This window comes from Staphylococcus sp. HMSC057A08 (genome assembly GCF_001812925.1).
GTDB classification, from domain to species: domain Bacteria; phylum Bacillota; class Bacilli; order Staphylococcales; family Staphylococcaceae; genus Staphylococcus; species Staphylococcus hominis.
The window spans coordinates 105,885-118,506 of the sequence record NZ_KV810854.1; the positions used below are offsets into that span (position 1 = coordinate 105,885).

The following is a 12,622-nucleotide window of genomic DNA, read 5'->3' on the forward strand; positions in this document are numbered from 1 at the left end:
TTGGCCTTACGTATTTTTTTTTGCTTTTTTCTGTTAATATAGTATTAACATTTGCTAAGTAAAGGAGTTAATTATGAAACATCAATTTTCTAGAAATGAATTAGCCTATGGACAAGAAGGACTAGATTTACTAAAAGATAAGACTGTAGCGGTCTTAGGGGTAGGTGGAGTTGGTTCATTTGCTGCTGAAGCTTTAGCAAGAACTAACATTGGTCACATTATTCTTATTGATAAAGATGACGTTGATATCACTAATGTAAACCGTCAAATTCATGCATTAACTACTACCATAGGTCAAAGTAAAGTAACATTAATGGAAGAACGAATTAAACTCATCAATCCAGATTGTAAAGTTACTCCTCTTCATATGTTTTATACTGAAGAGACATATAAAGACATTTTTAATAATTACAATATTGATTATTTTATCGATGCAAGTGATACGATTATATACAAAGTTCATTTAATGAAAGAGTGTTTAAATAGAGGAATCAAGTTGATTTCAAGTATGGGCGCTGCGAATAAAATTGATCCGACACGTTTCAAAATTGCTGATATTTCAAAAACATATATGGATCCAATGGCAAAAATTATTCGCAATAAATTGAAAAAATTTGGAATAAAAAAAGGCGTTCCTGTCGTTTTTTCAGATGAGAGTCCAATAGTTATTCGTGAAGATGTTAAGAAAACAGTTGGAGATGCAAATGCAATAAATCGAAAAGGTCAAATGCCTCCATCATCGAATGCATTTGTACCAAGTACAGTAGGTTTAATTTGTGCTAGTTATGTCGTAAATGATATTTTAAAAGATATTCCTGTACGTAGAATTAAAGATAAAGGTAATAATTAATAAAAACCTATGGAAGAGATGAAAGAAGTATTGTCATCTTTTCCATAGGTTTTATTAGTTTTTATGATTTAAATTATCATACACTATTTTAAACTGTTGTTCACTTTTAGACGTTGTTTTGGGTTCATAATATATTTTATTTTTTAAAGCATCAGGTAAATATTGCTGTTTAATATAACCATTCTCATAATCGTGGGGATATTTATAACCGATAGATCGGCCTAAGTCTCTTGCTCCTTGATAGTGACCATCACGTAGATGATTAGGTATTTGACCAATTTTACCTTTTCTGATATCACTTAATGCACTATCAATTGCTTTTATAGCTGAATTAGACTTAGGGGATAGTGATAATTCAATTACTGCCTGACTTAGAGGAATCCGTGCTTCAGGCAATCCGAGTCGTTCAGCTGATTGAATAGCTGCTAGTGTTCTTTGACCAGCACTTGGAGAAGCTAAACCAATATCTTCATAACTAATGACGAGTAAACGTCGTATGATGGTTGGAAGATCACCTGCTTCGATTAATCTTGCTAAATAATGTAAAGCAGCATTAACGTCACTTCCACGAATAGATTTTTGAAATGCACTCATGACATCATAATGCATGTCGCCATCTTTATCACTGATAAAAGCCCCTTTTTGTAAACAATCTTTCGCATCCTCTAAAGTAACATGACGTTGATTATTGGATACTTTAGCACTTAATACTGCTAATTCCAAAGCATTTAAAGCGCTTCTTACATCACCATGACTTTGAGTTGAGAAATATTTTAGTGCATCTTCATCAATTTTTGGTTGATACAATTTTAAACCATTTTGATCATCGTTTAATGCTCTAGTTAATGCTTGATATACATCTTTTTCATCAAGTGGATATAATTCAAAAATTTGTACACGTGAGCGAATCGCTGGATTAATTGCATGATAAGGGTTAGAAGTTGTAGCACCAATTAAAATGATTTTACCATTTTCTAAATGTGGTAATAAAAAATCCTGTTTTGCTTTATCTAAGCGGTGAATCTCATCTAATAATAAAATGACTTGTCCTGACATTTTAGCTTCTTCAACTATCATTTGCATATCTTTTTTTGTATTCGTTACTGCATTTAATTGTCTAAATTTATATTCAGTACTGCCAGCAATGGCTTTAGCAATACTGGTTTTGCCAATTCCAGGAGGTCCATAAAAAATCATAGAAGATAATTTTTTAGTTTCTACCATACGTCTTATAATGCCTCTTGGACCAACTAGATGTTGTTGTGAAATAATTTCATTTATATTTGTAGGCCTCATTCTTGAAGCTAAAGGTTCTGTATTCAATTTTTTCACACCTTTCTATTACTATATTAACTGAAAAAATGATAGAATGGGACTATATTATTCGAATTAAGTGAGGTAAAACTATGAAAATATCAACGAAAGGAAGATATGGGTTAACTTTAATGATTTCCCTAGCAAAAAGAGAGGGGCAGGGGTGTGTATCATTAAAAACAATTGCTGAAGAAAATCATTTAAGTGATTTATATTTAGAACAACTCGTGGGTCCTTTAAGAAATGCTGGATTAATTCGAAGTATTCGTGGCGCTAAGGGTGGATATCAATTAAGAGTCCCATCTGAAGAAATTTCAGCTGGCGATATTATTCGCTTATTAGAAGGACCTATTACTATTGTAGAAAGTATAGATTCTGAACCACCAGCACAAAAAGAATTATGGTTGCGAATGAGAGATGCTGTTAGAGAAGTTTTAGATAATACAACATTAAAATATTTAGCTGATTTTGTAGAATCAGATAACGATTTAGATGGTTATATGTTTTACATTTAAAAATTTAAATTAATTATGTTTAAAACTTTTTTACTGTGGTATTGGATTAAAGTAAGTAAAATTTACTTATTAAAAATTAAATGCTTAAATTCGAAAGGAGAATTTCAATATGGCATTCATGGATAAAGCAAAAGATGCAGCAGAGAAATTTAAAAATAGCGATAACGAACAAGTAAATAAAGTAAAAGATAAAATTAATGAATATACTGGTGGAAATAACGACAGTAAAGATGACAAAAAAGACAACAAATAATTAAAATTGTGAGTGATGATTTTAGTCATCACTCTTTTTTTATGAAAAATTTAAAACCTGTTGACAATTTATTTATGTTCAACAGGTTTTAATCAATATTATTTATTTAATTTTTGAATTACTCGTTTAAAACGCTCATATGATTCAAATTGTCTATCTTGGTCATAAATATAGCTTACGGCCATTATTTCATCAATATCACCATATTCCTCTAAAAATGCTTCTAATTTAGCTTTTACAGTTTCTTCAGAACCAATAAGAGAATCATCAAATCTTTGTTTTGCCATTTCATACTCTCTCGGTGTTAAAAGACCATTTAAATCATCAGTTGGTGGTTGAACTGGTTGCATTCTTCCTCGAGCAATACTAATGAATACTTGTGCTAAAGAACTAGCTAAATATTCTGCTTCTTTATCAGTTTCTGTCACGATAGTATTTAAACATACAATCATATATGGTTTATCTAATGCTTCAGATGGTTCAAATAAGTCGTGATAAATTTCAATTGCTTCTTTCATTTGCTGTGGTGCAAAATGACCTGCAAAAACATAGGGTAGACCTTTTCTAGCTGCTAAATGTGCAGAGTCAGTTGACGATCCGAGTATATATAACGGTACATTTTTATCTACCGCAGGATAAGCTCTTACATAAGCTTGTTTATTTCCTGGACCAAAATAAGTTTGTAATTGTTCTACTTCTTCAGGGAAAGCATACACACCATTATGTTGATCTCGTCTCAATGCACTTGCTGTCATCATATCAGTACCAGGTGCTCTACCTAATCCTAAATCTACACGATTGGGATAAATGGTTTCTAAGGTACCAAATTGCTCAGCAACAACTAAAGGTGCATGGTTTGGAAGCATGATGCCACCTGAACCAACTTTAATATTATGAGTATGTTCAAGCGTATGTTGTATTAACAATGATGTAGCTGAACTTACTAAATTAGGTGCATTGTGATGTTCTGCAATCCAATAACGCTCATAATCTAATTCATCTAATTTTTGAGCTAAAGCCACCATATCATTTATTGCATCTTTATCAGTTTGACCTTCTCGTATAGGAACTAAATTTAATGCAGAAAATTTTATATCAGACATAGACTATTTCTCCTTTTTATCTTTATTACCTAATAGTTTAACAATTTAAAACAATTACAGTTATTAAATTGCTCATACTTAAAATGATTATTGAAAGAAAAATAGTTAATATATTAATTCATAAACAAGAAGGTAGAAAATTTTAGAATGAGGTGCTATTATAGGAACATTGATAATATTGTGGGGAGTGTACTTAATAATGGAAGTATATGCAGATTATGCTGCAACTACACCAGTCAAACCAGAAGTTATAGAAGCAATGATGGATATATATCAATCACACTACGGCAATCCATCTTCTATTCACTCAGTAGGTAGAGATGCTAGACGCTATTTAGATGAATCTAGAAGAAATGTTGCTCAATTACTAGGTGCTAAACCAAGCGAAGTTATTTTTACTAGTGGTGCTACAGAATCAAATAATACTGCTATTAAAGGTTTAGTCTATGCTAATGAGCATTTAGGTAATCATATTATTACTACAAAAATTGAACATCATTCTGTATTACACGTATTCGAGCAACTAGAGAAAGAAGGATATGAAGTCACATATTTAGACGTAGATGATACAGGTAAAGTTGATTTGGGTCAATTGGAAGAAGCTTTAACAGATGATACTATCTTAGTATCTATTATGTTTGTCAATAATGAAGTGGGCACAGTAGAACCTATTTACGATATCGAAAACATTGTTTCTAATTCAAATGCTCTATTACATGTGGATGCAGTCCAAGCAATTAGCCATTTAGATATTAAATTTAGTGAGTTTAAAATTGATACCATGAGTATTACTGCTCATAAATTTGGTGGACCTAAAGGTGTAGGTATTTTATTAGTAAAAAACAATACACCAATCGAGTATTCTCAATTAGGCGGCGAACAAGAAACTAAACGTCGTGCTGGAACGGAAAGTGTTCCACAAATAGTTGGAATGACAAAAGCTCTAGAAATAGCTACTAAAAATCGAGATCAAAATAATATTCATTTAATGCAATTAAAAGAACTTTTTTTAGTAAGTTTGCAAGAACGTGCAATTCCATTTGAAGTCAATGGTTCAATGGTAGAAACGACTGGCCATATACTTAATTTATATTTTCCATTTATAGATGTAGAAACAATGTTAACTTTATTAGATTTAGCAAATATTTATATTTCGTCTGGTTCTGCATGTACAGCTGGCTCAACAACTCCGTCACATGTACTTGCTGCGATGTATGAAGATGACGATCGTGCAAAACATTCAGTCAGATTTAGTTTTAATGAAATCACAACTGAACAAGATATAAAATATATTGTTGCTGAAATTCATAAAATATATCATAAATTTAAGGAGGAATAGAATTTGTCAAATAAAGATATACGTGTTGTAGTTGGTATGTCTGGAGGTGTAGATAGTTCAGTCACAGCATACCTTTTAAAGGAACAAGGATATGATGTTATTGGCATCTTCATGAAAAACTGGGACGACACAGATGAAAATGGGGTATGTACAGCTACAGAAGATTATAATGATGTCATAGCAGTATGTAATCAAATTGGTATACCATATTATGCTGTGAATTTTGAAAAAGAATATTGGGATAAAGTATTCACATATTTCTTAGATGAATATAAAAAAGGTCGTACTCCTAATCCAGACGTCATGTGTAATAAAGAAATTAAATTCAAAGCATTTTTAGAACATGCATTAAAATTAGGAGCGGATTATGTGGCTACTGGTCATTATGCACGAATCCATAGACATGAAGATAGTCACGTAGAAATGTTACGTGGGATAGATAATAATAAGGATCAAACGTACTTTTTAAATCAATTATCTCAAAAACAATTATCTAAAGTTATGTTTCCTATTGGAGATTTAGAAAAAAAAGAAGTTCGTAAAATCGCTGAAGAACAAGACTTAGCAACAGCTAAGAAAAAAGATTCTACGGGTATTTGTTTTATTGGGGAACGTAATTTTAAATCATTCCTTTCTCAATATTTACCGGCACAATCTGGTGAGATGAGAACACTCAATGGTAAAAAAATGGGCATACACAGTGGTTTAATGTACTATACTATTGGCCAACGTCATGGACTAGGTATTGGTGGAGATGGAGATCCATGGTTTGTTGTTGGTAAAAATCTTGAAGATAATATTTTATATGTCGAGCAAGGCTTCCATCATGATGCATTATATAGTGATTATTTAATTGCTTCTGACGCATCATTTGTTAATCCAGTTGATTTAGAAAATGGATTTGAATGTACTGCTAAATTTAGATATCGTCAAAAAGACACTAAAGTATTTGTTCAAAAAGAAGATGAACAATCTATTCGAGTTACTTTCGATGAACCTGTTCGAGCTATTACACCAGGCCAAGCAGTGGTATTCTATAACGGAGAAGTTTGTTTAGGTGGCGCTACTATAGATGATGTATATAAAACAACAGGTCAACTTAGCTATGTTGTTTAATGTTTAGTAAACCGTTAACTCATTGTAAATGAGAATTAGCGGTTTCTTTTTAATTGTAAATTTATGTTAGAAATGGAGACATGGAAATGATTGAACAAGAAACAATATATCAGTGGATGAATAATGGTAATTATGAAGAAGCCATTAAAGCATTATTTAATAATATTGAAGAGAATCCTAATATTATTGAAAATTATATTAATGCTGGTATCGTTTTAGCTGATGTTGGTGAGATTGAGAAAGCAGAAAGATTTTTTCAAAAAGCAATAACATTAGATGACAAAAATGGCGCTGTTTACTATAATTTAGCTAATCTATATTATGAACAATCGCGTTTTCAAGAAGCGATAAAACTTTATCAACGAGCTTTAAAATATAATATGAATCCCGTTGATGCTAATTATATGATTGGTATGTCTTTTAGCCAACTAGATGCGCAAAGAGAAGCATTACCCTTTTTTATGACTGCTGCTGAATTAGATCAAACTTTGGACACAGAAGTTCAATTTCAATATGGTTTAACATTATGTCATTTAGAAATGTTTCAAGAAGCCATTAAGCAATTAAATTATGTTTTATCTATTAATTCTAATCACGTAGATGCATTATATAATTTAGGTCTTGCAACATATATGGAAACTGAGGATGCTGATAAAGCAATTCAGTATTTTGATAAAGCAATTCAAATTGATCCTAAACATTTATTAAGTCAGCATGCTAAACAAACATTTAAATCTCTAAAAAATGAGGAGGAATAATATGTCAAACCCTACACTATTTGATTACTCAATGGTTAAAGGAACAGTTGATACCATTCTATTTCAAAATAAAGATAACTTTTATACTGTTTTAAAAGTAGATTCCATTGAAACTAATGAATCATTTGATAATCTGCCTACAGTTGTAGGGTTTTTTCCTAATATTGTTGAAGGAGATGTCTATACGTTTAAAGGACAAATTGTTCAACATCCTCGTTATGGTAAACAACTTAAAGCTGAAACATTTGAAAAAGAATTGCCTCAAACTAAAGATGCCATTATAAGTTATTTATCTAGTGACTTATTTAAAGGTATTGGTAAAAAGACTGCTCAGAATATTGTAAATACATTAGGAGAAAATGCAATAAATGATATTTTAACTGATCCTTCTGTTCTTGAAAATGTTCCTAGTTTAGCAAAAACGAAACAAAAACAGATTGTAGAACAGATTAGTGCAAATCAAGAGTCAGAAAAAATAATGATTCGCTTACATGACTTAGGTTTTGGTCCAAAATTATCTATGGCGATTTATCAATTCTATCAATCAGAGACTTTAAAAGTTTTAGAAAACAATCCATACCAATTAGTTTATGATGTAAAAGGTATTGGTTTTCAAAAAGCTGATACATTAGCTAGAAATAATGGTATTGCTTATAACGATTCAGAACGTTTAAAAGCTGGATTATTATATACTCTTGAAGAAGAATGTATAAAACAGGGGCATACTTATTTAGATGAAAATGCTGTATTAGAAATTACAGAAGATATGCTTTCAGATAAGCATTTAGATGAAACAATTGAACAACAACAATTAAAACATGTACTACAAACACTTTTTGAAGAAAAGAAAATTATTTTAGAGAATAGTCATGTTGCGATTCCAAGCTTATACTATTCAGAACTTAAAAGTGTTCAAAATTTGTATCGTATCAAAACATACAAAAATCACTTTAAAATAATAGAGCAATCAGATTTACAGATACATATTGGTGAACTAGAAGATCAAAATAATGTTAATTATGCTAAATCACAACAAGAAGCACTTGAAACGGCGATGAATTCGAAAATAATGTTACTGACTGGAGGGCCAGGAACAGGTAAGACAACTGTTATTAAAGGGATTGTAGAATTATATGCTGAAATTCATGGTCTATCTCTTAAGTATTCTGATTATCAAGAAGATGATTATCCAATCGTATTAGCCGCCCCAACTGGAAGAGCATCAAAGCGTTTACAAGAATCAACTGGCTTAGAGGCAATGACGATTCATCGATTAATAGGATGGAATCAAGATACTCAACCAGAAGATATTCTTGAGAATGAAATTAAAGCTAAGCTCATTATAATTGATGAAATGTCAATGGTTGATTCTTGGTTGTTCCACCAATTTTTAAGTGCCGTTCCACTAGATGCACAAATCATTCTAGTAGGGGATGAAGATCAATTGCCATCTGTCGGTCCTGGCCAAGTATTTAAGGATTTAATTGAGTCTAAAGCATTTCCAAGAGTTAATTTAACTGAAGTTTATCGCCAACAAGATGGTTCTAGCATTATTGACTTAGCGCATCGCATGAAACATCATGAGCCAATAGATATTACAAAACGTTATCATGATAGAAGTTTTATTCATTGCAATGTAGAACAAATTCCAACTGTAGTGGAGAAAGTAGTATCTAGCGCTGTAAATAAAGGATATGATATGAGTGATATTCAAGTTTTAGCACCTATGTACAAAGGAAGTGCAGGGATAAAAAGACTTAATCAAGTATTACAAAATATTTTAAATCCTAAAGAAAAAGATACAAGAGAAATAGAGTTTGGCGATATAACGTTTAGAAAAGGAGACAAAGTTTTACAACTAGTCAATCGACCAAATGATAATATTTTTAATGGTGATATTGGAGTCATAGTAGGTATATTCTGGGCTAAAGAAAATGCACTTAACAAAGATGTACTGATTATCGATTTTGAAGGAAATGAAATTACATTTACTAGACAAGATTTATTAGAACTCACACATGCTTATTGTACCTCAATCCATAAATCACAAGGGTCAGAATTTCCTATTGTCATTATGCCTACTGTCAAACAATATTTTAGAATGTTGCAAAGACCTATTTTATATACAGGTCTGACACGTGCAAAACAATCTTTAGTACTATTAGGAGACCCAAAGGCATTTGACATTGCCTTAAATACGCAAGGTCAAGAAAGACATACACAATTAAAAACACTAATTATAAATTATTTTGGTATGAGTCAGGTTAATATAGACGTAGAAAAGAATGATGAACAGATAAATATAGATGATAATAATGCAGTTGAACACATTACTTTAAGTGAAGAAACAATTTATCAAATTAATCCAATGATTAATATGGGAAATGTTTCACCTTACGACTTTGTTGAACATTGACAATTTAAACAAAAATACTTAAAATAAATTTGAATTCGCATAAAGATGAGTAAACTTTTTAACTTAAGCAGAGATGTACTGGTTGGTGAAAAGTACAAGTTAATTTGTTGAACGCTACTTTGTGTTATCGTTAATATGATAATTAAGTGATGAGAAATTAAATATATTTCAAAAGTATTTATTTCTTGTAACTAGGGTGGTACCGCGAAAACGTTCGTCCCTTTGTTGGATGAACGTTTTTTTATTTATAAATGTATTAATTATATTAGGAGTGAAAAAATGAAAAAACTTAAAGCAAGTGATATACGTCAAAAATATATTGATTTCTTTGTTGAAAAAGGTCATATGGTAGAACCATCTGCACCACTTGTGCCTATTGACGATGATTCGTTACTTTGGATAAACTCTGGTGTTGCAACTTTAAAAAAATACTTTGATGGACGAGAAACACCTAAAAAGCCTAGAATAGTTAATTCTCAAAAAGCAATTAGAACAAATGATATTGAAAACGTAGGTTTTACTGCGCGTCATCATACTTTCTTTGAAATGCTTGGAAACTTCTCAATTGGTGACTATTTTAAAAAAGAAGCAATTGAATTTGCTTGGGAATTTTTAACTAGTGACAAATGGATGGGAATGGAACCAGAAAAGCTATATGTAACAATTCATCCAGAAGATGTTGAAGCCTATCGTTTATGGCATGAAGATATTGGCTTAGAAGAAAGTCGTATTATTAGAATTGAGGGGAATTTCTGGGATATTGGAGAAGGACCATCAGGACCTAACACCGAAATTTTCTATGATCGTGGTGAAGCATATGGTCAAAATGATCCAGCAGAAGAAATGTATCCTGGCGGTGAAAATGAGAGATATTTAGAAGTATGGAACTTAGTGTTTAGTGAATATAACCATAATAAGGATCATACTTATACACCACTTCCAAACAAAAATATTGATACCGGCATGGGATTAGAACGCATGACGTCTATTTCCCAAAATGTTCGTACCAATTATGAAACAGATTTATTTATGCCAATTATTGAAGAAGTAGAGCATATATCAGGAAAAAAATATCTTGAAAATAACGAACAAGATGTAGCATTTAAAGTCATCGCCGACCATATCAGAACAATCTCATTCGCAATCTCTGACGGCGCTTTACCTGCAAATGAAGGGCGTGGTTATGTTTTACGTCGTCTCTTACGTCGTGCCGTACGTTTTAGTCAAACGCTTGGCATTAATGAGCCATTTATGTATAAATTGGTTGATATCGTTGCTGACATTATGGAGCCATATTATCCAAATGTAAAAGAAAAATCAGATTTTATTAAACGTGTTATTAAATCTGAAGAAGAACGTTTCCATGAAACACTTCAAGAAGGCGTATCTATATTAAATCAACTCATTACGCAAGCAAAAGAATCTACACATCAGATTAATGGTTCTGATGCGTTTAAATTATATGATACGTATGGATTCCCAATTGAGTTAACTGAAGAACTAGCAAGTCAAGAAGGTATTACAGTCGACATGGCAACATTTGAAGCTGAAATGGAACAGCAACGTACTAGAGCGAGAGAAGCTAGACAAAGTTCACAATCTATGCAAGTTCAAAGCGATGTTTTAAAAAATATTAATACTAAAAGCCAATTTGTTGGTTATGAAACAACAGATTATCAAACAATTTTAACAGATTTAATTTATAACGGTAAAACTGTTACATCTGCTGAAGCTGGAGAAACAGTTTACTTTATCTTAAAAGAAACACCATTTTATGCAGTAAGTGGTGGACAAGTTGCAGACAAAGGAACAGTAGGAAATGATCAGTTCGCAATAGCCGTTCAAGAAGTTACAAAGGCACCAAACGGACAAAATTTACACCAAGGTATAGTTCAATTTGGACAAGTAAGTGTAAATAGTCATGTAGATGCAGCTGTAAATAAAGAAGAACGTAAAGATATACAAAAAAATCATAGTGCCACTCACTTACTACATGCTGCATTAAAAGAGATTTTAGGTGAACATGTTAATCAGGCGGGTTCACTCGTTGAAAGTGAACGATTAAGATTTGACTTTTCTCACTTTGGTCCAATGACAGAAGAAGAGATTGATCAAGTTGAAAGAAGAGTAAATGAAGAAATTTGGAGAGGAATTTCAGTTCATATTCAAGAAATGCCTATTCAAGAAGCTAAAGAAATGGGTGCTATGGCTCTGTTTGGTGAAAAATACGGTGATATTGTAAGAGTAGTCAATATGGCTCCATTTTCAATTGAATTATGTGGTGGTATTCATGTAGATAATACGGCTGAAATAGGGTTGTTTAAAATTGTAAGCGAATCAGGTACAGGTGCAGGTGTTAGACGTATTGAGGCACTTACCGGTAAAGCCGCATTTTTATATTTTGAAGATATTCAAAATAAATTTAATTCTGTCAAAGAACAACTTAAAGTAAAATCAGATAAACAAGTTTATGATAAAGTTGTTCAAATTCAAGAAAATGAAAAACAATTGAATAAGCAATTAGAGCAACGTAATAAGGAAATTACTTCACTTAAAATGGGTAATATAGAGGATCAAGTAGAAATGATTAATGGATTTAAAGTATTAGCTACAGAGGTAGAAGTATCTAATCCAAAAGAAATCCGTCAAACAATGGATGATTTTAAATCAAAAAAACAAGATACAATTATTATTTTAGCAGGTCATGTTGGTGAAAAAGTTTCGTTAATTGCCGCTGTACCTAAAGAGCTTACAAGTCAGGTTAAAGCCGGAGATATCATTAAAAACATGGCTCCAATTGTAGGAGGAAAAGGTGGCGGTCGTCCAGATATGGCACAAGGTGGCGGCACACAACCTGAAAACATCTCAGAATCATTACGCTTTATTAAAGATTATATTAAAAACCTATAACTTTTTAATCAACTGGTGTAAAATTAATATGTAAGTTAATACATGTCA

General features: G+C 31.7%; 10 protein-coding genes. 8 read left to right on the plus strand and 2 right to left on the minus strand.

Translation table 11 applies throughout. The annotated features are described in order from the left end of the window. Positions 1–73 precede the first annotated feature (73 nt). The gene (locus tag HMPREF2881_RS05080; protein ID WP_002487991.1) at positions 74–850 is read left to right on the plus strand and encodes a tRNA threonylcarbamoyladenosine dehydratase; all 777 of its coding nucleotides are present in this window, start codon (positions 74–76) and stop codon (positions 848–850) included. A 54-nt stretch (positions 851–904) separates the two neighbouring features. Here HMPREF2881_RS05080 and HMPREF2881_RS05085 read toward each other — a convergent pair whose 3' ends face one another. Then, a complete protein-coding gene (locus HMPREF2881_RS05085; RefSeq protein WP_002448955.1) occupies positions 905–2,173 on the minus strand; it encodes a replication-associated recombination protein A in 1,269 nt (422 codons plus the stop codon). An 83-nt stretch (positions 2,174–2,256) separates the two neighbouring features. Here HMPREF2881_RS05085 and cymR point away from each other — a divergent pair, with 83 nt between their 5' ends. Then, complete coding sequence (gene cymR / locus HMPREF2881_RS05090) at positions 2,257–2,679, plus strand: cysteine metabolism transcriptional regulator CymR (RefSeq protein ID WP_002448977.1); 423 nt, start codon at positions 2,257–2,259, stop codon at positions 2,677–2,679. A gap of 109 nt (positions 2,680–2,788) precedes the next feature. Further along, positions 2,789–2,932, plus strand: coding sequence for an SAS049 family protein (locus HMPREF2881_RS11665; protein WP_002448973.1), 144 nt, complete (start codon positions 2,789–2,791; stop codon positions 2,930–2,932). Between the two features lie 98 nt (positions 2,933–3,030). On the opposite strand, the gene HMPREF2881_RS05095 is transcribed toward HMPREF2881_RS11665, so the two are convergent. Next, complete coding sequence (locus HMPREF2881_RS05095) at positions 3,031–4,035, minus strand: LLM class flavin-dependent oxidoreductase (protein ID WP_002448980.1); 1,005 nt, start codon at positions 4,033–4,035, stop codon at positions 3,031–3,033. Between the two features lie 199 nt (positions 4,036–4,234). Here HMPREF2881_RS05095 and HMPREF2881_RS05100 point away from each other — a divergent pair, with 199 nt between their 5' ends. The 5 genes from HMPREF2881_RS05100 (at position 4,235) to alaS (ending at position 12,574) form a co-directional block, all read left to right on the plus strand. After that, the gene (locus HMPREF2881_RS05100; protein WP_002488002.1) at positions 4,235–5,374 is read left to right on the plus strand and encodes a cysteine desulfurase family protein; all 1,140 of its coding nucleotides are present in this window, start codon (positions 4,235–4,237) and stop codon (positions 5,372–5,374) included. A 3-nt stretch (positions 5,375–5,377) separates the two neighbouring features. Further along, entirely contained in the window at positions 5,378–6,490 is a 1,113-nt protein-coding gene (gene mnmA, locus HMPREF2881_RS05105) for a tRNA 2-thiouridine(34) synthase MnmA (RefSeq protein ID WP_002448998.1), read from the plus strand. 86 nt (positions 6,491–6,576) lie between these two features. Then, entirely contained in the window at positions 6,577–7,248 is a 672-nt protein-coding gene (locus HMPREF2881_RS05110) for a tetratricopeptide repeat protein (RefSeq protein WP_002488003.1), read from the plus strand. Position 7,249: 1 nt separating this feature from the next. Continuing rightward, a complete protein-coding gene (locus tag HMPREF2881_RS05115; protein WP_002448987.1) occupies positions 7,250–9,664 on the plus strand; it encodes an SF1B family DNA helicase RecD2 in 2,415 nt (804 codons plus the stop codon). A 279-nt stretch (positions 9,665–9,943) separates the two neighbouring features. Beyond that, the gene (alaS, locus tag HMPREF2881_RS05120; protein ID WP_002448976.1) at positions 9,944–12,574 is read left to right on the plus strand and encodes an alanine--tRNA ligase; all 2,631 of its coding nucleotides are present in this window, start codon (positions 9,944–9,946) and stop codon (positions 12,572–12,574) included. Positions 12,575–12,622: the final 48 nt, after the last annotated feature.

Coding starts and splice junctions, on each gene's coding strand:
- HMPREF2881_RS05080 (WP_002487991.1), top strand. CDS start 74: ATGAAACATCAATTTTCTAGAAATGAATTAGCCTATGGACAAGAAGGA.
- cymR (WP_002448977.1), top strand. CDS start 2,257: ATGAAAATATCAACGAAAGGAAGATATGGGTTAACTTTAATGATTTCC.
- HMPREF2881_RS11665 (WP_002448973.1), top strand. CDS start 2,789: ATGGCATTCATGGATAAAGCAAAAGATGCAGCAGAGAAATTTAAAAAT.
- HMPREF2881_RS05095 (WP_002448980.1), bottom strand. CDS start 4,035: ATGTCTGATATAAAATTTTCTGCATTAAATTTAGTTCCTATACGAGAA.
- HMPREF2881_RS05100 (WP_002488002.1), top strand. CDS start 4,235: ATGGAAGTATATGCAGATTATGCTGCAACTACACCAGTCAAACCAGAA.
- HMPREF2881_RS05110 (WP_002488003.1), top strand. CDS start 6,577: ATGATTGAACAAGAAACAATATATCAGTGGATGAATAATGGTAATTAT.
- HMPREF2881_RS05115 (WP_002448987.1), top strand. CDS start 7,250: ATGTCAAACCCTACACTATTTGATTACTCAATGGTTAAAGGAACAGTT.
- alaS (WP_002448976.1), top strand. CDS start 9,944: ATGAAAAAACTTAAAGCAAGTGATATACGTCAAAAATATATTGATTTC.